Here is a 22129-nt window from a genome sequence, read left to right as displayed (position 1 = left end):
GAAGCCGGGGACACGCTCAGGGCGGGGTCGAGACGACGCCCGGCCACAGCGAGGTAGACCGAGCCACGACCCGTCCGTCCGGACGGTGACCCGGCGCCCGCCACTCGGGATGAGCGACGACCCACCGGGCCGCCCGAAAATTACGAACAGATCTCGGTCAGTTGTCATGACGAGAATCTCAGTTTCATAACCAGATTCGTGTGATTGTCATCACAATGGCTTTAGTGCAAACGGATGAATATCACGGATGTCATTCCGTCCGAATTTCCGGAAAGTGCACCCGGCTGGAGTGGGATGTCTCACGAATCGAACCGAGATGTGCGCGTGATCCGCCCACAAGAGTGAAACCTCTTCCACCTCGGAAACTCCGGGTCGACCCTGAAACATTCTTGATTCTCAACCATGAAGAAGCCCCGGCTGCCGGCGGAAGCCGGCGGCCGGGGCCTGTGCGGACGGGCCGGGAGTCAGTCCGAGCGCTCGCCCCGGATGAACTGCTCGACCGCCTCGCGGGCGACGTCGTCGCTGTACTGGACCGGCGGCGACTTCATGAAGTAGCTCGATGCGGAGATGAGCGGACCCCCGATTCCACGGTCTTTGGCGATCTTTGCCGCGCGCACGGCATCGATGATGATTCCTGCGGAGTTGGGTGAGTCCCAGACCTCGAGCTTGTACTCGAGGTTCAGCGGCACGTCACCGAACGCGCGGCCCTCGAGCCGGACGTAGGCCCACTTGCGGTCATCGAGCCAGGCCACGTAGTCCGACGGGCCGATGTGCACGTTGTCCTTGCCGAGGTCGCGGTCGACCTGGGAGGTTACCGACTGCGTCTTGGAGACCTTCTTCGATTCCAGGCGCTCGAGTTCCTTCATGTTGAGGAAGTCCATGTTGCCGCCGACGTTGAGCTGCATCGTGCGGTCGAGCTGGACGCCCCGGTCCTCGAAGAGCTTGGCGAGCACGCGGTGCGTGATGGTCGCGCCGACCTGCGACTTGATGTCGTCGCCGACGATCGGAACACCCGCTGCCCGGAACTTCTCCGCCCACACCGGATCCGAGGCGATGAACACCGGCAGCGCGTTGACGAACGCGACGCCCGCGTCGAGAGCTGCCTGCGCATAGAACCGGTCGGCCGACTCGCTGCCCACCGGAAGGTAGGAGACCAGCACATCGACCTCGGCGTCGCGCAGCGCCTGCGCGACATCCACCGGCTCCTCGTCGGATTCGGTGATCGTCTCGCGGTAGAAGCGGCCCAGCCCGTCGAGCGTGTGCCCGCGCTGCACGGGCACCCCGAGCGGTGGCACATCGGCGATCTTGATCGTGTTGTTCTCGCTGGCGAAGACGGCCTCAGAGAGGTCACGGCCGACCTTCTTCGCGTCCACATCGAACGCGGCGACGAACTGGACGTCGCGCACGTGGTAACCGCCGAAGTTCACGTGCATCAACCCGGGGACGCGTGTGGCCGGGTCGGCGTCCGAGTAGTAGTGGACGCCCTGTACCAGTGACGCCGCGCAGTTGCCGACGCCGACAATGGCGACACGCACCTGGCTCATGGCCGGCTCCTCCTTCATGACTTCTCGTGTGGCTCCGGTTCTGCGACCGGAGAATCCTCGTGTTCTCCCTGTTCCGCCCGCTCGCGGGTGATCAGCTCATTGAGCCAGCGCACCTCCCGCTCAGTGCTGTCCAGACCGAGCTGGTGCAGCTCGCGGGTGTAGCGGTCGATCTGCTCCCCCGCCCGGGCAAGCGCTGATCGCAGGCCCTCACGGCGTTCCTCGACGGCTCGTCTGCGCCCTTCCAGGATGCGCATCCGCGTCTCGGCCGGTGTCCGGGAGAAGAACGCCAGATGTACGCCGAAGCTCTCGTCGTCCCACGTCTGGCGGCTCCCGTCGGACAGCAGTTCAGCAAAGCGTTCCTTCCCCTCGGCGGTGATCCGGTACACCCGTTTGCTGCGACGGGGCCACGCGCCAGGTGCCGACTCCGGGACCGGTTGGTCGGTGTCCTCGGCGATGAGGCCGGCGCGGGTGAGCCTGCGTAGAGCGGGGTACAGCGAGCCGTAGGAGAAGACACGGAAGCCCCCGAGCCGGACCCCGAGCTGCTTGCGTAGCTCGTAGCCGTGCATCGGAGCCTCGTTGAGCAGGCCCAGAATCGCCAGTTCCAGCATCGACGACCCCCTCCACGGCCTGCCCTCGCCCCGCTGGAAGTGCTGGCGAGCGATTTCGTACCCCACTATATCGCTTCGATACATCACGGCATCGGGTCCGGGCCTGTGACCTTCCGTCGGGCGGTCCAGGGAAACGGGCCACCCGCGCGCGTACCCTGGTCGGGTGCTCACCCAGCGACAGGTTGTCGACTACGCGTTGCAGCGCCGAGCGCTGCTCGCCGACGTCCACTCCGGTCGGGTCGGGGTGGCCGAGGTCTGTGACGCCAACCCTTACCTGCTCCGCGCTGCCCGTTTCCACGGCGAGCCGAGCGAGGAGACGTGCCCGGTCTGCCGGAAAGAGCGGCTGATCCACGTCTCGTGGATCTTCGGGGAGGAGCTCGGGCACGCCGCGGGCTCGGCTCGAAACCGCGAGGAACTGGGCCGGCTCGAGACCCACTTTGCGGAGTTCTCCGTCTATACGGTGGAGGTCTGCCGCACCTGCAGTTGGAACCACCTGGTGACCTCCTACGTCCTTGGGACCGGCGGACGATCCGGTCGGTCGGGTCGACGGAGGACAGCCGCCGAGTGATCGATCGAAGAATCCGGCACCGCCCGCCCGCTCGACGGGAGTCCGCGGTGCTGAGCTGTGCCCCCCGGACCCACACCCCGCTCCCCGGGGTGGGTCGGCGCAGCGGTCGGACCAACGGAGCCGATGGTGAGTGATCAACATGAACCCGTGTTCGGGCAAGGGCCCCGACGCGATGGGGCCCGTCCGGTCCCGCGCCCGTACCCGGGCGGACCGCCCCGGCCGCCGGCCCCGGGGGGTGTCCCCCTTCGTCCGCCAGGACCGGCTGGTCCCGGCGTTCCACCACGCCTGAACGGTCCGCCGCGACCGGCCCCGGCCCCGCGCCCCCCGGCCGCCGGCGGCCCACCGCCGGGCCGGGTGCCGCCGGGTCCGGTACCCATCCCGCCGGGTCGGCCCGGCGGGAGGCGACCCGACGACGCCGGGCTGCTCACCCATGAGGCGAACGCGGAGGCCGCCGCGCGGGCGCCCGGGATCGTGCTGGCCGAGCGGCCCGGTGCCGCGGGATCCCCGCCCGGCCGGGACGACACGCACCAGGTCGGCCCCGACGAACGGCGGAAGATCCGGTGGCGACGGATCCGCCGGACCGCTTACGTCCTCGCCGGTCTCGCCTTCGTCGGCCCGCTCCTGGCCTTCGTCATCGGCTGGATGATCTTCGCCGTCCCCACGGCCGACGACGCGGCGATCACCCAGGTGGCCACGTTCACCTACGCGGACGGCAGCCCGCTGGCCACGGTGCGCCCGGACAACATCAATCGCACCAAGGTCACGCTGGACCAGGTGCCCGAACCCGTCCGGCGCGCGGTGCTGTCGGCCGAGGACCGCTCGTTCTACTCCAACCCCGGCTTCGACATCGTCGGTATCGGCCGCGCGATGTGGAGCCAGCTCACCGGCGGCGTCGGCGGCGGATCCACCATCACCCAGCAGTACGTGAAGGTGACCACTGGGGCCGACGAGTTCTCGCTGTGGCGCAAGTACAAGGAGATCGTGCTCGCGGTCAAGGTGTCCAAGGAACAAAGCAAAGACCAGATCCTCGAGAACTATCTCAACACGATCTACCTGGGCCGGGGCGCCTACGGCCTGCAGGCGGCCAGCCAGGCCTACTTCGACAAGGACGTCAAGGACCTGACCGTCTCCGAGGGCGCGATGCTCGCCGGGCTGATCCAGTCGCCGTCGCGCTGGGACCCGGCCAAGAATCCGGAGAAGTCCCTGGAGCGCTGGAACTTCGTGCTCGACGGGATGGTGACGCAGGGGTGGCTCTCCCCCGCCGACCGGGCCGCCGAGAAGTTCCCCCGGTGGAAGGAGCCGCAACCCGTCGGTGGCGGCATCCCCGGGGACAGCCGCGGACATATCTACAACCAGGTTCGCGCGGAGCTCGAGGAACGCGGGATCACCGAGACGGAGATCAACACCGAGGGCCTGACGATCACGACGACGATCGAGCCCGACAAGCAGCAGGACGCCGTCAACGCCGTCCAGAAGGTCATGAAGGGTGAGCCGGGCAACCTGCGCGCGGCGCTGGTGTCGCTCAACCCCAAGACCGGCGCGATCCTGGCCTACTACGGCGGGGACAACGGCGTCGGCCTGGACTACGCACAGGTGCTCAAGCAACCCGGTTCGTCCTTCAAGCCGTTCGTGCTGGCCGCGGCGTTGCAGAAGCCGAACCCGATCGGTCTCGGTACGGTGTTCGACGGCTCGTCCCCGCAGACTTTCGGTGGGGTCAAGGTGTCGAACTCCGAGGGGTACAGCTGCCCGAGCTGCACGGTGAAGACGGCGATGACCCAGTCGATCAACACCGTCTTCTACCAGATCACCATGCAGGTCGGGCCCGCCGCGGTGGCCGAGGCCGCGCACAAGGCGGGCATCCCGCAGAACCTGCTGCCCGACCCCACCGGCGGAATCTCCCTGGGTGACAAGGAGGTTCATCCCGTCGACCTGGCCTCGGCGTTCGGAACCTTCGCGGCCGACGGGATGTACCGCGAGCCGCATATGGTCACCAAGGTGACCGCCGCCGACGGGCGGGTGCTTTTCGATCTCAGCTCCGTGCCCGGCCGGTCGGTGTTCTCCCAGCAGGTGGCGCGCAACGTGACCGAGTCGATGACCGACGTCGCGTCCTCCTCTCGGATCGGGCTGTCCGATGGGCGGCCGGTGGCGGCCAAGACCGGAACCGTGCAGAGCCGGATCCCGGGCCAGAACAACGACGCCTGGACAATCGGCTACACCCCGTCGATGTCCACCGCGGTCTGGGTCGGCACCGACGACAACTCGCCGATCAAGAACGCGTCCGGGCGGCCCGTCTACGGGCGGATGCTGCCCGGTTCGATCTGGCAGGCGTACATGAACACGGCGCTCAAGGGCACGCCGAAGGAGCAGTTCTCCAAGTTCGTCCCGATCGGGCAGCCCGTGTACGAGGAACGGACCAGAACGGACTCGACCGAGTCGACCGACCCGAACGGCTCCTCGGCGGGATCGAGCGCCTCGAACCAGCCGGATTCGTACTCGGGTGACACCACCCGGGACGGCCGTTCCCGCGACCAGGGTGACCCGGGCGACTCCGCCTTCCCGACCGCCGGGAACTTCGACCTGCGACCCAACGGCTTTTTCGACCCGCGACCAAACGACCCCGGCCAGCGGGGACCCGCAACGCCGGGGTCAGGGTGACCGAACGCGGCTCGGCGAGCGGGACGACCCGAGCCCCCCGCGGTCGCGTCGTCCCCACCTGGACCGAGCCGCTCGCGATCGCCGCCAGCCGCGTCATCGGCGGGCCGCTCGGCAGGCACGCCCTGGTCGGGCGCAGCCGCTTCTGGACCCCGCTGCGGGTGGTGCTGCTGTTCGGGGTGCTCGTGCTGGCGCTGGGCTGGCTGGGCAAGGCGCCCTGCCTGCAGCAGTACCGGACCACGGACGGCATCCTCGCCCTCGATTGGCGCGACCACCGGCAGTACGTCGCGATGTGCTACTCCGACACCGTCCCGCTCTACGGCATCGAGCGGGTGGACGTCGGCGCGCTGCCCTATCGCGACTCCTGGGTGGAAGGCGCGGGCACCGCGAACGAGCGGGTGCGGTACATGGAGTATCCGGTGCTCACCGGGTGGTTCCAGTGGGCCAACGCCCGTTTCGCCGACGGCTGGTTGTGGCTGGCGAACCGGTTGCCGCTGCCGGCCGCGCTGCCCGTGGTCGTCTACTTCGACATCTCGGCGGCCTGGCTCGCGCTGGCCTGGCTGGTGGCGACGTGGGCGGTGTGCCGGCTGCGGCCGTCGCGGCCGTGGGATGCCGCGCTCGTCGCGTTGTCCCCGCTGGCGCTCGTCCATGTGTTCACGAACTTCGACGCGCTCGCCGTCGCCTTCGCAACGGCGGGCATGCTCGCGCTCGCCCGGCGCAGGCCGGTGCTCGCCGGGGTCCTGATCGGGGTGGGCGGGGCCGCGAAGTTCTACCCGATGTTGTTGCTGCTGCCGGTGCTCCTGGTCGGCTGGCGACGCCGTGACCTGGGCACCGCCGGACGGACGATCGCAGCGGCCATCGCCGCCTGGGTACTGGTGAACGCGCCGGTTGCGGTCGCATTCACCACCGGGTGGTGGGAGTTCTTCCGGCTCAACGGAACGCGTCCGGCCGATCCCGACTCGCTCTACTTCGTGGTCAGCTACTTCACCGGCTGGCCGGGCTTCGACGGCCCGCTTCAGCCCGGCCAGTCGCCGACGGTGCTCAACGCGGTGAGCCTCGGGCTCTTCCTCGCCGCCTGTGCGGGCATCGCCGTCCTTGCGGCCAGGGCGCCCCGGCCGCCGCGGCTGGCATCGCTGGCCTTCCTCGTCGTCGCGGTGTTCCTGCTGGTCAACAAGGTGTGGAGCCCGCAGTACTCGTTGTGGCTGGTGCCGCTCGCGGTGCTCGCGCTGCCCCACTGGCGGCTGCTGCTCGGGTGGATGCTGGTCGATGCGCTCGTCTGGGTGCCGCGCATGTACTACTACCTGACCCCGGAGAACAAGGGGCTACCACCGGACTGGTTCCTCGCGACGGTGTTGGTGCGCGACGCGGTGGTCGTCGCACTGTGTGCACTCGTCGTGCGCACCGTGCTGCGGCCGGCGACCGACCCGCTGCGGACCCGGGGCCTCGACGACCCCGACTGGCCGATCCATCCGGCCGGCCGGGGCAGCGGTGAGGTGCTCGGAGTCCGGGACGAGGAGCTGCCCGACGCGGTGGGAGCGCGCGGCGAGAGCGGGAGAGCGTGAGGGATGGACGAACTGCGACGGACGGTGGCGGACGCGCTGGCCGGGTTCGACCGGCGAACGGTCGACCGGCCCGATCTGGCGGTCGCGGCGGTGACGATCACCCTGCTGACGACCGGCGAGGGCACGGGCATCGCCGAGGCGCTGGCGTTCCCGCTGACCCGAAGGGCCGCGAGGATGCGCAGGCACTCCGGGCAGTGGGCACTGCCCGGAGGGCGGGTCGATCCTGAGGAGACCATCACCGCGGCCGCCCGCCGCGAGCTTTCCGAGGAGCTCGGCCTCGACCTGGGGGAGGACGCCGTGCTCGGGCTGCTCGACGACTATCCGACCCGATCCGGCTATCTGATCACCCCGGTGGTGCTGTGGGCGGGCCAGGTCGACGAGTTGCGTCCCAACCCGGACGAGGTCGAGTCGCTCTACCGCATCCCGTTGCGCCAGATCGACGTCGAGCCGCGGTTTCGCACCATCCCCGAGTCCGATGCCCCGGTGATCCAGGTACCGCTGTTCGACCGCTACCTGCACGCCCCGACCGGAGCGGTGCTGTACCAGTTCCGCGAGCTGGTGCTGCACCGGCGTCCGACCCGGGTGGCGCATCTGGAACAGCCGGTGTTCGCCTGGCGCTGAGCCGGCCGGGCGGATGGGTCAGGCGGGCCGAACCGGTTCGGATCTGACGGGCGGTTCCTCGCGGACCCGCGGAACCGTCTCGGACACCCTCAGGAACAGCACGAACAGCACCACGAGCAGCCCGGCGCGGCCCCACACCCCGATCGCGACGGCCTGGGCGGAGAGACCGGAGAAGATGTCGTAGCCAGCGCCGATCTTGAGCGCGTAGAACCAGCGGAAGATGCCGATGCCGATCGCCAGGTCGGCGAGCAGATAGGCACCGACGACGGTCCAGGGCACCCGCAGCAGCACGAAGAACGGCAGCAGCCACAGCGTGTACTGCGGTGAATGCACCTTGTGCAGCAGCAGGAACCCGCACAGCATCGCGGCGCTGACCCCGATCCAGGGATAGACCCCGTCGCGCCGCCAGCGCCACCAGCCCACCGCGATGGCCAGCGCGAAGGAGACCAGCACCAAGGTCGGGGACAGCCACGAGACCAGATCCTGGAACGCGAGGTTGTCCGGGTCGGACTCGGGGCGGAATCCCCAGAACCAGATCGAGTTGGTGGTGATGTCGACCTTGCGTAGCTGCTGGAACGTGACCGAGGCCCGCCAGCCGTCGTAGCCGCCGAGCACGAACGGCAGGTTCACCAGCAGGACCGTGAGGATCGCCGCCAGCGACACCCGCAGCGCGCCCTGCCAGTCCAGTCGGCCGCTTCGCCGTTCGTCGGATCCGTCCGCAGGCCCGGCGCCGCCCCGGGTGAGCACGTGCAGGGCCAGCGGCACCACGAACGCGCCCGGGTAGAGCTTGAACGCGAAACCGAGCCCCAGCAGCACCGCGGCCACGGTCGCCCGCTGCCGCAGCGGACGGCCGGTCCGCCAGCCGTGCACCACGAAGACCGCGGCGACTGCGCAGGCAACCGCCGGCAGATCCCAGTTGTGGAAGGCATAGAGCACGAGCGGGGGGCCGATCGCCCAGAGCAGTGCCCGCCAGCGGGAGAGCCGCCCCAGAAGCCATCCGGTCGCCAGGCCGAACGGGGCCATCAGCAGCGCCGAGCCGAGCAGGAACTGGGCGTCGGTGCTGGCACCGACCGCGCCCATCCAGATCAGCAGGCCGGTGAGCACCGGGTACTCGACGCTCCCGCCGACCAGTTGACCCTCGGGTGTGATGTCGCCGTCGACATAGGGGAAGACGTGCTGGTCGATGTCGCGGCCGAGCCACAGATGCTGGATGTCGGAGTAGCAGACGTCCCGGTCGATCCGGAGGTCGTAGTCCGGGACGCTGCGGCCCGCGGCGTCGAAGCCGGGACCGGTGCACCGGTCCTTGTTCGCGAAGCCCAGCCCCAGCGTCACACCGGTGAGCAGCACGAGAACGGCGAGCAGCAGCCTGCTGCGTGGCGGCGCGTTCGCCGTCACCGATTCGGGACCCGCGCGTGCCGGCCCCCGGGCCTGACCGACCGCCGTCCCGATCACCGTCCGAGCCGCTCGCGCAGGAAGGCGATGTCGGCGGCCTGGCCCTCGGTCGGGGTCTCCAGCACGACCGGGGCGCCCGCGGCGGCCGCGACCGCGGCGAGCTGGTCCGGGGCGATCGTGCCCCCCTCGATGTTGGCGTGCCGGTCGCGGGCCGAGCCGAACTCGTCGCGCGAGTTGTTGAGGTGCACCAGGTCGATTCGACCGGTGATCGACTTGGCCCGGTCGACGACGTCGCCGAGGTCCTCGCCCGCGGCGAACGCGTGGCAGGTGTCCAGGCAGAAACCCACGTCGAACTCGCCGACGGCGTCCCACAGCCGGGCCAGCGCGTCGAACCGGCGGGCCATCGCCCGCTCTCCGCCCGCGGTGTTCTCGATCAGGATCGGAACGGCGAAACCGCCGTCGTCCTGCTGCCGGGACAGGAACTTGCGCCAGTTCTCGAAGCCCACGGCCGGATCGTCGGCCTGCGTGACGTGGCCGCCGTGCACCACCAGCCCGATGGCGCCGACCTCGGCGGCGGCGATGGCGTGCTGAACCACCAGCTTGCGCGACGGGATCCGGATGCGGTTGTTCGGCGATGCGATGTTGACCACGTACGGCGAGTGCACGACGACGGTGACATCGCCGGTGCGCAGCCGCTCGGCCATCGGATGAGTGGGTGGCTTCTTCCACCCCTGTGGGTCGGACAGGAAGAACTGGACGACGTCGGCCCCGAGCTCGGCCGCGGCGCCGACCGGATCGTCGTCCCGGACGTGGGCCCCGATGAGCATGGGTCGAGCGTAGTGGCGGGCGCCGCCCGCCCGGCCCGGCCGGGTCCGGTCGTCCACAACCGCCCTGATAGCCTCGGCCCGTCGCCCCGGCAGGCGTCCACCTGGGCGTCGTCCGAGCGGTCATCGGTCGCACCGGTGGCCGGATCTTGTCGGGGCGCGGTGAGAACCTCCTGTCGCGGGTGGACCGCGACCGCTACGAGTCCATAGGAGGTGTGTGGTTCTCATGCGTCATTACGAGCTCATGGTCATTCTGGACCCGAGCCTGGACGAGCGCACTGTGACGCCGTCCCTGGAGACCTTTCTCAACGTCGTCCGGTCGGACGGTGGATCCGTCGAGAAGGTCGAGGTGTGGGGCAAGCGCAGGCTGGCCTACGAGATCGCGAAGCACGCCGAGGGCATCTACGCCGTCCTCGAGATCACGGCAGAGCCCGCAACGGTGGCCGAGCTCGACCGCCAGCTCGGCCTGAACGAGTCGGTCCTGCGGACCAAGGTGCTCCGCCGCGATCAGCACAAGCGCACCCCCGCCCCGGCCGCGAGCTAGGAGGCCGCCATGGCTGGCGAGACTGTCATCACCGTGGTCGGCAATCTCACCGCCGACCCGGAGTTGCGGTTCACTCCCTCGGGCGCCGCGGTGGCGAACTTCACCGTGGCCTCCACCCCGCGCACGTTCGACCGGCAGACCGGTGAGTGGCGCGACGGCGAGGCGCTGTTCCTGCGTTGCAACATCTGGCGCCAGGCGGCGGAGAACGTCGCCGAGACCCTCACCCGCGGCATGCGGGTGCTGGTGCAGGGCAGGCTGCGGCAGCGCTCCTTCGAGACCCGCGAGGGCGAGAAGCGCACCGTCGTCGAGCTCGAGGTCGATGAGGTCGGCCCGTCCCTCCGCTACGCCACCGCGAAGGTCAACAAGGTCAGCCGGGGCAGTGGCAGCGGCGGCTTCGGTGGTGGCGGCGGTGCTGCCGCAGGCGGCTACGACGACCCGTGGGGGTCTGCGCCACCCGCAGGTAGCGGCCCTGCCGCCGACGACGAGCCCCCCTTCTAACGACCACGCTGAGACCACGTCAAGACCCTCCAGGAGCACCACGAATGGCCAAGCCCGTCCTGCGCAAGCCCAAGAAGAAGGTGTGTGCCTTCTGCAAGGACAAGGCCCAGGAGATCGACTACAAGGACACCGGGCTGCTGCGGAAGTTCATCTCCGACCGCGGCAAGATCCGGGCCCGCCGGGTCACCGGCAACTGCCGTCAGCACCAGCGGGACGTCGCGGTCGCGGTGAAGAACTCGCGCGAGGTCGCCCTGCTGCCCTACACCTCGACGGCCCGCTGAGGAGGACCGCAGTGAAGCTCATCCTCACCGCCGACGTGCCCAACCTGGGTGCGCCCGGCGACATCGTCGAGGTCAAGGATGGCTACGGCCGCAACTTCCTGCTGCCGCGCAAGCTGGCGATCCCAGCCACGCGGGGCGCCGAGAAGCAGGTCGCCGCGATCCACCGGGCCCAGAAGGCCCGGCAGATCCGCGATCTCGACCACGCCAAGGAGGTCGCCGGACAGCTCGGCGGTCTCTCGGTGACCGTCAAGGCCAAGGCGGCCGGTGACTCCGGGCGGTTGTTCGGCTCGGTCACCGCGGCAGACGTCGTGGACGCGGTCCGGGCCGCGGGCGGTCCACCGCTCGACCGCCGCGCGGTCGAGGTGCCGGGCCACATCAAGACGGTGGGAACGCACGCGGTCACGGTCCGGCTGCACCCCGAGGTGACCGCCGACCTGGACATCGCGGTCGTCGCGAGCTGACCGGGCCGGCGGCCCCTCCGGCTGAACACGCTCAGTAACGGGGGCAGGATCGAGGCGGTCGCCTCGGTCCTGCCCTTGTCGTGTCGTGCGCGGCGAGTCCGGCGCCGACGCCACGGATCGTCGCGGGGACGGCATGCCGGTCGCGGCCGCGCCGGGTGAGCGGATGGAGGCCGTGGGTCGCGGTTGTCACGACACGCCGGGGCACGGTTGTGCGCGACACGCCCACGGTCTGTTGTCAACAGCCACTGCGACGGCATTGACCTGGGGTTTCACCGTATTCCTTGCGGCTGTCCACATGCTGTCCACAGCATGGTCCAGAGCCCGTCCTGGGACTGGGCGGACTAGTCCCCAGCCAGTCCCCAGCTCGGTGCACACGCTGTTTTGATCTCAACTGTGAACCCACCTAGCCTCCCCCGCTAGGGGATGCGGCCCGTGTCGTGACACCGAGGTGCGCCGATCGGTAGCCGCGTGGGGTGGGCGGCCGAGGGATGCGGATCGAACTAATGTTCGATACAATCGGATGTGGGGGTGACGCTGCGTATGGCTCTGACGGACGATCGGCCGGCCGGCGGTCCGCGTGCGGTGCGGGCGGACGACAACGGTTCCGGGGCGCCGTTCGACCGTCAGCCTCCGCAGGACCTCACGGCCGAACAGTCGGTGCTGGGCGGCATGTTGCTGAGCAAGGACGCGATCGCCGATGTGGTCGAGGTTCTGCGTCCGGAGGACTTCTACCGTCCGGCCCACCAGACCGTCTACGAGTGCATCCTCGATCTGTACGGCCGCGGTGAACCCGCCGACGCGGTCACGGTCTCGGCGGAACTGCAGCGCCGGGGCGAGCTGATCCGGCTCGGCGGCGCCCCCTATCTGCACACCCTCATCGCCACCGTGCCGACCGCGGCCAACGCCGCCTACTACGCCGAGATCGTGGCGGAGAAGGCGATCCTGCGCAGGCTGGTGGAGGCGGGTACCCGGATCGTGCAGCTGGGTTACCACGGTGCGGAGGGCGCCGAGGTCGACGAGGTGGTCGACCGGGCGCAGAGCGCCATCTACGAGGTCACCGAGCGCTCGACGAGCGAGGACTACGTTCCGCTCGAGGAGCTGCTGCAGCCCACGATGGACGAGATCGACGCGATCGCCACCCGTGGTGGGGTGGCCCTCGGGGTGCCCACCGGTTTCGCCGACCTCGACGCCTGCACCAACGGCCTGCACCCCGGGCAGATGATCGTCGTCGCGGCCCGCCCGGGGTTGGGAAAGTCGACACTGGGGCTGGATTTCGCCCGGTCCTGCTCGGTCCGCCACGGGATGACCAGCGTGGTGTTCTCCCTGGAGATGAGCCGCTCCGAGATCGTCATGCGGTTGCTGTCGGCGGAGGCGCGGATCCGGCTGGCCGATATGCGCGCGGGCCGGATGAGCGATGACGACTGGACCCGGATGGCCCGGCGGATGAGCGAGATCAGCGAGGCACCGCTGTTCATCGACGACTCGCCGAACCTGACCATGATGGAGATCCGGGCCAAGGCGCGCAGGCTCAAGCAGCGCAACGACCTCAAGCTGATCATCCTGGACTACCTGCAGCTGATGACCTCGGGTCGCCGGGTCGAGTCCCGCCAGCAGGAGGTCAGCGAGTTCTCCCGGCAGATCAAGCTATTGGCCAAGGAGCTGGAGGTGCCGATCGTCGCGATCAGCCAGCTCAACCGGGGTCCCGAGCAGCGCACCGACAAGCGGCCGATGCTCGCCGACCTTCGCGAGTCGGGTTGCCTCACCGCCGGCACCCGCCTGCTGAGGGCTGATACGGGTGCCGAGGTGACGTTCGGTCAGCTGCTCGCATCCGGCGAACGCGGCGTGCGGCTGTGGTCGCTCGACGAGCGGATGCGGATGGTCCCGCGGGACATGACGGCGGTCTTCCCGAGCGGGGTGAAGGAGGTCTTCCGGCTGCGCCTGGCCTCGGGCCGGGAGGTCGAGGCGACCGCGAACCACCCGTTCCTCACGGTGGACGGATGGTGCCCGCTCGGGGAGCTGGGCCCGGGCGACCGGCTCGCGAGCCCCCGGCGCATCCCGGCACCGCTGCAGGCCGTGCCGATGCCGCGGGAGCAGGTCGTCCTGCTGGCCCACCTGATCGGTGACGGCTCGTTCGTCCGGCGCCGGCCGCTGCGGTACGTCAGTCCGCACGAGGCGAACCTCGAGGCCGTCGCCGTGGCCGCCCGCTCGTTCGGTGTCACGGCGGTGCGCGAGGAGCCCGCCGCGGCCCGATGCACGACGCTGCGGCTACCGGCTCCGGACCGGCTCGCCCACGGACGGCGCAACCCGATCGCCGCCTGGCTCGACCAGTTGGGTCTGTTCGGTCTGCGCAGCCATGAGACGTTCGTTCCCGAGCCGGTCTTCGCCCTGCCCGACGAGCAGCTCGCCTTGTTTCTCGGTCATCTGTGGGCCACCGAAGGATCGGTGAGCTGGGATGAGCGCACTCGCCTCGGCCGGGTCCACTACACGTCGCCGAGCCGACGGCTCGTCGAGGATGTCTCCCGCCTCCTGCTGCGGTTCGGGATCCTCAGCCGGATCAGCAGAATCGGTGCGGCGGGGCGCCGAGACCGCTGGCGGCTGAACCTTCTCGGTCCGGAGTACCAACGGGTGTTCGCTCGGCTCATCGGCGTCCATGGCGTTCGCCGGGCGGAGGCTCGGGATCTGGCGGAGCGGCTCCGGTTGATCGCGGCCGAGACGAATCTCGACGCGGTCCCGCGAGAGGTGTGGGAGCGGGTGCGTTCGTTGCTCGACGCCCGGCAGATGACGCACGGCGACTTCGCGGCCGCGATGGGCTCGCGGTTCTGCGGCTCGACGAGATGGAGGTACGCGCCCAGCCGGGCCCGGCTGGCCCGGGCCGCCGCGGTCCTGCACGACTCCGGCCTGGAGATGCTCGCCACGAACGACGTGTTCTGGGACGAGATCGTGGACATCACGAGCCTCGGGGAGCAGCCGGTCTACGACGCAACGGTGCCGGGCACCCACAACTTCATCGCCAACGGTGTCGCCGCGCACAACTCGATCGAACAGGACGCCGACATGGTGGTTCTGCTGCACCGGCCCGACGCCTTCGAGCGCGACGACCCGCGCGCGGGAGAGGCAGATCTGATCCTGGCCAAGCACCGCAACGGGCCCACGAACACCATCACCGTGGCCCATCAACTGCATTACAGCCGGTTCGCCGATCTCGCGCACGGTTAGCCGGGGCATCCAGCCGGAACGCCCGGTCGCCGGAACCGGGTGGGAGCAGTGCGCCGTGGTCAGGCTGGACCGGGTCGCGGCGTGGTGATCAGAGAGGCGATGACGAGCGCGAGCAGGGACAGCACGACACCCGCGCCCACGATCGGAAACGTGGTAGTGAGTCCGCCGATCACCAGCAAGGTGAGCCCGGTGATCAACAGGACGAACGGGGCCGGGCCGGCCGCTCGGACGCTACCGGGGGCGGCGCGGCGCCGCGGGCGGACCGTCGCGAGTATCTGGAACCGGCGGACGAGATGCGGGTCGCTGGTGACAAGGTCTCGCTCGATGCCGGCGAGGATGCCGCGTTCGCGATCACTGAGCACGGGTGGACTCCGGGGATGGTGTGCACGGTCGGGAGGTGGCCTGAGCTCGGGCTCCCCCGACCCGGGGGTCAACGATCCCCGCCAGGATATGTGATCGGATCGTTACATTGTGCGGGAGGTGGCGGAGGTCGCCTCCCGATTGCCTCGACTGCACCGTTCGCGCGTCGTGGTACCCCCGATCGATGGCGCCCGGGAGGTCAGGACTCCGGCTCCCCCGCTGCCCGCATCCCGCGCAGCACCATGAGCTCCTCGTCGCTGGGCGCAGCGGTGACCGTGACCCCCGCAGCGATCTCGAGGTCCCACCCGGTCTCGGCCTGCACCTGCTCCACGGTGACCCCGGGGTGCGTCGCGGTGAGCACGAGCTCGCAGGTTCCCGGGTCCGGTTCGAGCACTCCGAGATCCGTGATCACGCGCACCGGGCCGGCACCGCGCAGACCGAGCAGCCGCCGGTCGGCGGGGCCGGTGCCGTGACCGACCGAGGTCACGAAGTCGACCCGTTCGACGAACGCCCGCCGCCGATGCCGCATGATCACGATCACGTCGCGGCACGAGGCGGCGATCTCCGGGGCACCGCCGGAACCGGGCAGCCGCACGTGGGGCTCGTCGTACTCGCCGATCACGGTGGTGTTGATGTTGCCGAGACGGTCGATCTGGGCTCCGGAGAGGAACCCGACATCGATTCGCCCCGGCTGCAGCCAGTAGTTGAAGATCTCGGGGACCGAGACGACGGTGAGCGCCGAATCGGCGAGGATGCCATCGCCGATCGACAGCGGCAGCAGGTCGGGCTTCGTATCGACGGTGCCCGACTCGTAGATCAGGACCAGCCGGGGCGCGTGCAGTCGGCGGGCGAGATTCGCGGCGGTTGAGGGCAGTCCGATGCCCACGAAGCAGATCTGCCCGTCGCGCAGTGCCCGCGCCGCGGCGACACTCATCATCTCCTCGCCCGTGTACCCGAGAGCCGACGGCGCCGCGGCTCGATGCGCGGTGCTCACGTCTGCGCCTCCAGCTCGCGTAGCCAGCAGGCGAACTGTTCCCGGTCGCGGCTGATCGTGTCCCATGCCAGGTAGGCGGCATTGTCGCGCTCGTAGTAGCCGTGGGCGTAGGAGGGAGCGGCGCCACGGGGTGCCTCGGCGACCGCGGTCACGGTCCAGGACGGCAGGATCACCGAACCGGGAACCGGAGTGAGCTCGTCGACGATCTCCTCGACGGTGGCGAGCGAGCGTCGTGCCGCGAGGACGGCCTCCTTCTGGACCCCGGTGATCCCCCACAGTTGTACGTTGCCTGCCCGGTCGGCCAGCTGGGCGTGCACGATCGTCACGTCCGGGTTGATCGCGGCGACAGCGGCCAGCCGCTCACCGGTGAATGGGCAGGTGACCGTGGAGATCGTGGCGGTGTGCGCCGGGAGGTCGGTACCGGAGTAGCCGCGCAGCACCGCGAAGGGCAGCCCGGAGGCGCCCGCGACGTAGCGGTTGGCCATCCCGGCGTGGCTGTGTTCCTCGATCTCCAACGGGACCGGCCAGCCGTGGCGGAGCGCGTCGCGAAACCGGTGCAGCGACCCGACGCCGGGATTGCCGCCCCAGGAGAAGACGAGTTTGCGGGCGCATCCGGCGCCGATGAGCTGGTCGTAGATCAGGTCGGGGGTCATCCGGACCAAGGTCAGGTCGCGGCGGCGCTGTCGGATGATCTCGTGGCCGGCCGCGAACGGAATCAGGTGCGTGAACCCCTCCAGAGCCACGGTGTCACCGTCGTGCACGAGTTCGGCCACGGCGTCACGCAGTGCCACGATCTCCCCCACGACGGGCACGCTAATCTCGCGAGGCTACCCCGGCAATCCCACTCCGACCCCCGCTCGCCACCCGTCCCGCTGTGTTGACCTGTGCCGACCCCGCCTGCCGGGGCACCCCGAGGCGGTCGCACAGCTCGGCCCAGGAGCCCGCGACGGCATCCTTCGCGCTCATCAGGCCAACCGGCAGCGGCCAGTACACGTCCAGTTCGGGGTCGTCGAACCGGACGGTGATGTCCTCGCTCGGGTCGTGCTCACGGTCGATGCGATAGCAGGTGTCGACGACGCGGGTGAGGGCCTGGAAGCCGTGCAGGCAGCCCGGCGGGATATGGAGCTGGTGCAGGTTCGTGTCGTCGAGGCGGAACATCGCCACCTGCCCGAACGTCGGCGACCCCGGGCGAGCGTCGACCACGACGTCGTGCATCGCTCCCCGCGCGCACCGGACCAGCTTCGCCTCGCCGCGGCCGAGCCTGCCGTGTAGGCCTCGGATCACCCCCTGGATCGACCGCGACTGCGAGTCCTGGATGAAGTCGCCGACGTCGATGCCGTGCTCACGGGCGACGGCGGCGTCGAAGGTGCGGCTGAAGAAACCCCGTTCGTCGTGATGCGGTTCGGGGACGAACAGCACAACACCGTCGATGGCGGTGCGGTGGGACTGCAACGCGACGAACCTCCGTAACACGAGATCGATGAGCACTCAGCGTCACACATTGCCTGCGGTGCCGGGCGGGGGCGGTGCGAGGGCCCAGACTACGATCGCACTTAGTACTAGATCCCCTACGTCACGCACGAGGTCAGGGCAGGTGATGGACACCCCTTCCTTCCGCTGCCGGTCATGCGGTTCGTCCGCCGGTGAGGTGGTTCTCGACCTGGGACGGCAGCCGTCGTGGGACCGGATGCCACCGGTCGCGCAACCGCTGCCCGACCCGTCCCACCTGCTCCGGATGTGGTGGTGCGCTGCCTGCGGACTCGCCCAGCTCATCGAAGATGCCGGCTCGGTCGAGGAGATTCCCGGCATCGAACCCCAGGCGATGCTGGACCAGACCGAACTCTCGATCACGCGGATGGGCGACGAGGGACTGTTGCGACCAGCCGCGACCGTCATCGAGTTCGGTAGCCCGCACGGCGGGTCGTGGCTGCCGAGGCTGGCCGGCCACGGTCTCGTCGAGCAGACCGGGGCCGGCTCCGCCGACATCGTCATCGATGTCTACGGCCTGCTGCACGAGCCCGACCAGGAGGTGTCGCTGCAGGCCAAGGCCGAGGCGCTCGCTCCCGGCGGGACGCTCGTCGTCCAGCTGCACAGCTTCGCCACCATGCTCCGCACGGGGCAGTGGTACGACCTGCGGCACGGTCATTTCGCCTACTGGTCGGTTCCCGCGCTCGACGGTGCGCTGCGCACACACGGCCTCGGCGTGCATCGGGCCTGGTGGTACCCGATGGCGGGTGGCACCGTGCTGCTCACCGCGACACGCTCTCCGGCGCCCGACGCCGCGACCCTGGCGTTGATCGAGTCCGAGCGTGACGCGGGTGTGTGTGACGTCACTCGGGTGCGCCGCCTGCAGGACGATGCCGCGTCGGCCGGGCGGCTGCGCGAATGGCTGACCGCTGAGCGTTCCGCCGGACGGCTGGTTCTGGGCTATGGCGCCGCGTCCCGTTCGGTGCCGCTGGTGTGCCGCGCCGGGATCGACACCGGACTGTTGCCCGCCATCGCCGATGCGTCGCCGGCCAAACAGGGCAAAAGGATGCCCGGTACCGACATCCCGATCATCTCGCCCGCCGAGTTGGTTGCCCGCTCGCCGGACCGGGTGCTGCTGTTCCTGGCGGGCCTGGCCGACGAGGTACGCGGTGCGCTGCCGGACATCGAGGAGGCCGGGGGGCGGTGGGTGGTGCTCGACCCGGAACCGAGAGCGATCGAGGCAGCCACCGCTGCCGAAACATCGACTCTGTGTCGTCCGATGACACTGTGAGCGACCGGTCCGACGGGAGCCGACTCTGTTCTCGGAGTGGGGAGGCGACATGCGCAGGCTCGGTGCGCTCGAAGCGGCAGTGATGGACGTGCTGTGGCGGGCGTCGGGGCCGCGGCGGGTACGTGATGTGCTCGAGGAGCTGACCCGGGATCGCCAGCTCGCCTACACGACGGTCATGACCGTGTTGGACAACCTGCACCGCAAGGGCTGGGTCCAGCGGGCGATGGACGGACGGGCCTACCGCTATCGGCCCGTCGCCAGCCGTGAGGAGGCCACCGCGAAGGCACTTCGGGACTTGCTCGACTCCTCCGAGGACGTCGAGGCCGTATTGCTGCATTTCGCCCGTTCGGTCTCGCCCCATGAGTCCGCGGTCCTGCGGGATGCGCTCGGTCCGGGCGACGGTGGACCGGCCGGGAGCCGCGGATGACCGTCGCGCTCGCCCTGCTGCTCGGCGCGCTGATCGTCGCGCTCACCGCGCCGCGTGTTCTTCGGGCCATGGTTGACCATGCCGCCGACCCGGTCATCGTGATCGTCGGTTGGGTGTTGGTCATCGCGGGAGTGCTCGGCACGGCTGGAGCCGGGCTCGTGATGGTCGCCCGGCCCACCCTGTTCGTCGACAACAGGCTGGCCGGACTGGTGAGCAGGTCCTGGTGGTCGGCGGTGCGCAACGCCCCCGACTTCGTGATCTATCACCTGGTCGGTTGGGTCGCGACGGCGCTCGGCGGGGCGCTCCTGGTCCGGCTGCTGTGGGTCGGCCTGCGGCAGGCGCGGTCCCACCGCTCCCGGGTCCGCAGCCAGCTCGAAATTCTTCGCATGGTCGGTGACCTGGTCGAATGCCCTCGAGGGGGGCCTTCGACGCTCTGGCTGCAATCCGATCGCGCGGCCGCATTCAGTCTGAGCGGGCGGCCGGGCACCGTGGTGCTCACCGAGGGCTTGCGCCGCAGGCTGTCGCCGCTGGGCCTGGACGCGGTGCTCGCCCATGAGCACGCGCACCTGCGCGGCAGACACCATCTGCTGGTCGCGGCCGCCGACGTGCTGGCCCGCGCCCTGCCGTTCGTTCGGCTGTTCCGGACGGCCCGTATCGAGCTGCGGGAGCAGGTCGAACTCGCCGCCGACATCAGCGCGGTCCGCGCCTGCGGCGCTGACGCCGTGGGCAGCGCGCTCGTGACCCTCACCGGTGCCTGCACCCCGGAGCACGCATTGGCCATGGCCAGGGACGCAGTCGACCTGCGGTTGCGTCATCTCGCGATGGTCGCGCAGCCGCCTTCGCGCTGGAGACGGCTCACCGGCTGCGGAGTGTTCGGAGGCATCGTTGCCGGGGCTCCGCTGCTCGCCGCGTGCGGGTTGCTCATCGCGACTTCGCTGCTGGCCACCGCGGCCACGGCGCTGAGCTGACCGCCGCTCACCGGTCGCCGGCCGGTTCTCGCTGCACCAGCCTGCGCAGCAGCCTGGTGAGCCGGGACGGCTCCCGGGGCACGACCGGCTCGGTCCCGATCCGACCCTGTCGGGGATCGATGGCGCTGATCAGGTGCGGTTCCTGCTCGGTCTCCGCGAGGAGCGACCGGGCCCCGGCGATGAGCACCGCAAGTAGTGGAACGGCGAGCAGCGCACCGGGGATACCGGCGATGACCACGCCCGCGGCGACGGCGAGCACCACCGCGAGCGGGTGCAGCTGGACCGCGCGGCCCAACAGCAGCGGCTGGAGCACGTGGCCCTCCAGCTGCTGGACGGCGATGACGATCGCGAGCACGATCAGCGCCGGAATCACACCGTTGGCGACCAGCGCGATGAGCACCGCCACCGCCCCGGTGACCACGGCACCCACGGTGGGGATGAAGGCACCGAGGAACACCAGCGCAGCCAACGGCACGACCAGCGGTACCCCGACGATCCACAACCCGATGCCGATGCCGGTTGCGTCGACGATGGCGACGAGCACCGTCGCCCTGGTGTAGCCGACGAGTGAGGCGAATGCGCGGCGGCCCGCGGCATCGACGCGTGCGCGGCGGGCCCGCGGCACCCCGCGCAGAAGGAACTGCCAGATCCGCGGGCCGTCGTAGAGCAGGAAGATCAGTGAGAAGAGCGCGAGCGCGATCCCGGCGACGATCTCGCTGACGGTCGCGGCGGTGGTCAGCGCACCGCTGGTGAGCGCGTCGCGGTTCTGACTGATGGCCTTCCCCAACTGGGCCGGCAGGTTCTCCAGCTGTGTTACCGGGAGGTTGAACGGCGGCCCGGACAGCAGCGGCCGGATCGAGGTGAAGCTCGCGTTCAGCTGGGAAAGCAGGTCGGGGAAACTGCGGATGAAGGTGTTGACGACGAACGAGAGCAGGCCGCCGAACAGGACCAGCCCCCCGACGAGAACCAGTGCTGTGGAGGCCCCGCGGGGCACCCGTCGAGCGACCAGCCAGTGCACCGACGGCGCCAGGAACGCCGCGAGCAGCACGGCGATCGCCACCGGGATCACCACGACCCGCAGCTGCACGATCAGGAACAGCAGGAGGGCCAGCGCCGCGGAGATGATCAGAATCCGGGCGCACACCTCGGAGGTGGCTCGCAGCGGGCTGGGGATCCGTGGCGCGGGATCGCGGTTCGCGACGTCACCGTCCGCTCCTGGCGGTGGGGCGGGTTGTGAGCCGGCCGCGCCGAGCGGGGGTTCGGGTGCGATCGGATGCGGATCAGGGTCGGAGCCGCGGACGGGTCCGCCCATGTCAGCGCTCACATCGGCACGTTAACGGTCCGCGGGGTGGAGCGCCCAACGGAACACATCAGGGCCGGCGGTCCTGGGTGGGCCACGGCACTGAGCGTGGCGCGCACCTCTCCGGGTGGAGCAGCGCTGTGGACACGTCGCTACGGACAGCAGAAATAACACACATGTGACTTAACTCGGACGGAGTATTGGGCTATCGAACGGGGAAGACTCGACTGCGAATCGACACGATGGCGCTGATGCGCGGCGGCGTGGTCGTCGGTGCGCACCGGGCCGGTTGCTCGGTCGTCGACCGGGAGGGCGACAGTGCCTCGCTGGTCGGAGCGCCGGGCGGGGGGGCTGCGGGGAGCCACGGCCGGGGGCGGGCCGGGTCGGCGGGCGCTGGAGCGGTCGACCCGCAGTCGCGGCACCGAGCTCCCCTCGGGCGGCTCCGGCTCGATCGTAGAGCGGGCCGATCCCTCGCCGATGCGGTGCAACACCTCCCAAATGGCTACTACAGGTTGCATTCGGTGCGGCCGCATCACCCTAACGGGCGGACT

General features: G+C 69.9%; 20 protein-coding genes and 1 pseudogene. 12 read left to right on the top strand and 9 right to left on the bottom strand.

Features of this window, described 5'->3' with window-relative positions; genetic code table 11:
- Positions 1–464: 464 nt before the first annotated feature.
- Together ACFQE5_RS17970 and ACFQE5_RS17965 are read right to left on the bottom strand one after the other, a co-directional pair.
- Positions 465–1544, bottom strand: coding sequence for an inositol-3-phosphate synthase (locus ACFQE5_RS17970; protein WP_379586569.1), 1080 nt, complete (start codon positions 1542–1544; stop codon positions 465–467).
- Between the two features lie 14 nt (positions 1545–1558).
- A complete protein-coding gene (locus ACFQE5_RS17965; protein ID WP_379586567.1) occupies positions 1559–2152 on the bottom strand; it encodes a PadR family transcriptional regulator in 594 nt (197 codons plus the stop codon).
- Between the two features lie 163 nt (positions 2153–2315).
- Between ACFQE5_RS17965 and ACFQE5_RS17960 the strand changes: the two genes are divergently transcribed.
- The 4 genes from ACFQE5_RS17960 (at position 2316) to ACFQE5_RS17945 (ending at position 7555) form a co-directional block, all read left to right on the top strand.
- Positions 2316–2720: a DUF5318 family protein gene (locus ACFQE5_RS17960; RefSeq protein ID WP_379586566.1), complete on the top strand. Its 405-nt coding sequence runs from the start codon at positions 2316–2318 to the stop codon at positions 2718–2720.
- A 354-nt stretch (positions 2721–3074) separates the two neighbouring features.
- Positions 3075–5375 (top strand): transglycosylase domain-containing protein, encoded by a 2301-nt coding sequence (locus ACFQE5_RS17955; RefSeq protein ID WP_379586565.1) that lies wholly within the window; start codon positions 3075–3077, stop codon positions 5373–5375.
- Positions 5372–6934: a glycosyltransferase family 87 protein gene (locus ACFQE5_RS17950; protein ID WP_379586564.1), complete on the top strand. Its 1563-nt coding sequence runs from the start codon at positions 5372–5374 to the stop codon at positions 6932–6934. Before ACFQE5_RS17955 ends, ACFQE5_RS17950 begins: the two co-directional genes overlap by 4 nt.
- A 3-nt stretch (positions 6935–6937) precedes the next feature.
- Positions 6938–7555, top strand: coding sequence for an NUDIX hydrolase (locus ACFQE5_RS17945; RefSeq protein WP_379586563.1), 618 nt, complete (start codon positions 6938–6940; stop codon positions 7553–7555).
- A gap of 18 nt (positions 7556–7573) precedes the next feature.
- Here ACFQE5_RS17945 and ACFQE5_RS17940 read toward each other — a convergent pair whose 3' ends face one another.
- Together ACFQE5_RS17940 and ACFQE5_RS17935 are read right to left on the bottom strand one after the other, a co-directional pair.
- The gene (locus tag ACFQE5_RS17940; protein WP_379586562.1) at positions 7574–8950 is read right to left on the bottom strand and encodes a glycosyltransferase family 87 protein; all 1377 of its coding nucleotides are present in this window, start codon (positions 8948–8950) and stop codon (positions 7574–7576) included.
- Positions 8951–9003: 53 nt separating this feature from the next.
- Entirely contained in the window at positions 9004–9774 is a 771-nt protein-coding gene (locus ACFQE5_RS17935) for a deoxyribonuclease IV (protein ID WP_379586561.1), read from the bottom strand.
- A gap of 223 nt (positions 9775–9997) precedes the next feature.
- Here ACFQE5_RS17935 and rpsF point away from each other — a divergent pair, with 223 nt between their 5' ends.
- The 5 genes from rpsF (at position 9998) to ACFQE5_RS17910 (ending at position 14771) form a co-directional block, all read left to right on the top strand.
- Positions 9998–10315 (top strand): 30S ribosomal protein S6, encoded by a 318-nt coding sequence (gene rpsF, locus ACFQE5_RS17930; RefSeq protein WP_379586860.1) that lies wholly within the window; start codon positions 9998–10000, stop codon positions 10313–10315.
- Positions 10316–10324: 9 nt separating this feature from the next.
- A complete protein-coding gene (locus tag ACFQE5_RS17925) occupies positions 10325–10813 on the top strand; it encodes a single-stranded DNA-binding protein (protein ID WP_379586559.1) in 489 nt (162 codons plus the stop codon).
- 44 nt (positions 10814–10857) lie between these two features.
- Positions 10858–11094: a 30S ribosomal protein S18 gene (gene rpsR / locus ACFQE5_RS17920; protein WP_013678623.1), complete on the top strand. Its 237-nt coding sequence runs from the start codon at positions 10858–10860 to the stop codon at positions 11092–11094.
- Positions 11095–11105: 11 nt separating this feature from the next.
- Positions 11106–11555, top strand: a complete 450-nt coding sequence (gene rplI, locus ACFQE5_RS17915; RefSeq protein ID WP_379586558.1) for a 50S ribosomal protein L9 — start codon at positions 11106–11108, stop codon at positions 11553–11555.
- A gap of 540 nt (positions 11556–12095) precedes the next feature.
- Positions 12096–14771 (top strand): replicative DNA helicase, encoded by a 2676-nt coding sequence (locus tag ACFQE5_RS17910; RefSeq protein ID WP_379586556.1) that lies wholly within the window; start codon positions 12096–12098, stop codon positions 14769–14771.
- A gap of 59 nt (positions 14772–14830) precedes the next feature.
- Here ACFQE5_RS17910 and ACFQE5_RS17905 read toward each other — a convergent pair whose 3' ends face one another.
- The 4 genes and pseudogenes from ACFQE5_RS17905 to ACFQE5_RS17890 form a co-directional block, all read right to left on the bottom strand.
- Positions 14831–15133 carry a DUF3040 domain-containing protein gene (locus ACFQE5_RS17905; protein WP_379586555.1) on the bottom strand — a complete coding sequence of 101 codons (303 nt, stop codon included), beginning with the start codon at positions 15131–15133 and terminating at the stop codon, positions 14831–14833.
- A gap of 197 nt (positions 15134–15330) precedes the next feature.
- On the bottom strand, positions 15331–16068 hold the full coding sequence (locus ACFQE5_RS17900; protein WP_379586858.1) for a CoA-transferase subunit beta: 738 nt from the start codon (positions 16066–16068) through the stop codon (positions 15331–15333).
- A 53-nt stretch (positions 16069–16121) separates the two neighbouring features.
- Positions 16122–16928 carry a CoA transferase subunit A gene (locus ACFQE5_RS17895; protein WP_379586554.1) on the bottom strand — a complete coding sequence of 269 codons (807 nt, stop codon included), beginning with the start codon at positions 16926–16928 and terminating at the stop codon, positions 16122–16124.
- Between the two features lie 124 nt (positions 16929–17052).
- Positions 17053–17577: pseudogene (locus ACFQE5_RS17890) on the bottom strand (dTDP-4-dehydrorhamnose 3,5-epimerase family protein); the annotation flags it as partial.
- A 145-nt stretch (positions 17578–17722) separates the two neighbouring features.
- On the opposite strand from ACFQE5_RS17890, the gene ACFQE5_RS17885 reads away from it, so the two are divergent.
- Genes ACFQE5_RS17885 through ACFQE5_RS17875 form a run of 3 tightly spaced genes read left to right on the top strand, consistent with a single transcriptional unit; the run spans position 17723 to position 20278 of the window.
- Positions 17723–18883: a class I SAM-dependent methyltransferase gene (locus ACFQE5_RS17885; RefSeq protein ID WP_379586553.1), complete on the top strand. Its 1161-nt coding sequence runs from the start codon at positions 17723–17725 to the stop codon at positions 18881–18883.
- A 49-nt stretch (positions 18884–18932) separates the two neighbouring features.
- Positions 18933–19310 carry a BlaI/MecI/CopY family transcriptional regulator gene (locus ACFQE5_RS17880; protein ID WP_379586552.1) on the top strand — a complete coding sequence of 126 codons (378 nt, stop codon included), beginning with the start codon at positions 18933–18935 and terminating at the stop codon, positions 19308–19310.
- Positions 19307–20278 carry a M56 family metallopeptidase gene (locus tag ACFQE5_RS17875; protein WP_379586549.1) on the top strand — a complete coding sequence of 324 codons (972 nt, stop codon included), beginning with the start codon at positions 19307–19309 and terminating at the stop codon, positions 20276–20278. Before ACFQE5_RS17880 ends, ACFQE5_RS17875 begins: the two co-directional genes overlap by 4 nt.
- 7 nt (positions 20279–20285) lie before the next feature.
- Here ACFQE5_RS17875 and ACFQE5_RS17870 read toward each other — a convergent pair whose 3' ends face one another.
- Positions 20286–21602: an AI-2E family transporter gene (locus ACFQE5_RS17870; protein WP_379586548.1), complete on the bottom strand. Its 1317-nt coding sequence runs from the start codon at positions 21600–21602 to the stop codon at positions 20286–20288.
- Positions 21603–22129 lie beyond the last annotated feature (527 nt).

The sequence above is a fragment of the Pseudonocardia hispaniensis genome (assembly GCF_042658695.1).
Taxonomy (GTDB): Bacteria; Actinomycetota; Actinomycetes; order Mycobacteriales; family Pseudonocardiaceae; genus Pseudonocardia; species Pseudonocardia hispaniensis.
The sequence above is the reverse complement of the archived record's forward strand: the minus strand, read 5'-3'. Positions and strand labels throughout refer to the sequence as shown.

Coding starts and splice junctions, on each gene's coding strand:
- ACFQE5_RS17885 (WP_379586553.1), top strand. CDS start 17,723: ATGGACACCCCTTCCTTCCGCTGCCGGTCATGCGGTTCGTCCGCCGGT.
- rpsF (WP_379586860.1), top strand. CDS start 9,998: ATGCGTCATTACGAGCTCATGGTCATTCTGGACCCGAGCCTGGACGAG.
- ACFQE5_RS17935 (WP_379586561.1), bottom strand. CDS start 9,774: ATGCTCATCGGGGCCCACGTCCGGGACGACGATCCGGTCGGCGCCGCG.
- rpsR (WP_013678623.1), top strand. CDS start 10,858: ATGGCCAAGCCCGTCCTGCGCAAGCCCAAGAAGAAGGTGTGTGCCTTC.
- ACFQE5_RS17925 (WP_379586559.1), top strand. CDS start 10,325: ATGGCTGGCGAGACTGTCATCACCGTGGTCGGCAATCTCACCGCCGAC.
- ACFQE5_RS17945 (WP_379586563.1), top strand. CDS start 6,938: ATGGACGAACTGCGACGGACGGTGGCGGACGCGCTGGCCGGGTTCGAC.
- ACFQE5_RS17875 (WP_379586549.1), top strand. CDS start 19,307: ATGACCGTCGCGCTCGCCCTGCTGCTCGGCGCGCTGATCGTCGCGCTC.
- ACFQE5_RS17910 (WP_379586556.1), top strand. CDS start 12,096: ATGGCTCTGACGGACGATCGGCCGGCCGGCGGTCCGCGTGCGGTGCGG.
- ACFQE5_RS17880 (WP_379586552.1), top strand. CDS start 18,933: ATGCGCAGGCTCGGTGCGCTCGAAGCGGCAGTGATGGACGTGCTGTGG.
- ACFQE5_RS17970 (WP_379586569.1), bottom strand. CDS start 1,544: ATGAGCCAGGTGCGTGTCGCCATTGTCGGCGTCGGCAACTGCGCGGCG.
- ACFQE5_RS17900 (WP_379586858.1), bottom strand. CDS start 16,068: ATGATGAGTGTCGCCGCGGCGCGGGCACTGCGCGACGGGCAGATCTGC.
- ACFQE5_RS17965 (WP_379586567.1), bottom strand. CDS start 2,152: ATGCTGGAACTGGCGATTCTGGGCCTGCTCAACGAGGCTCCGATGCAC.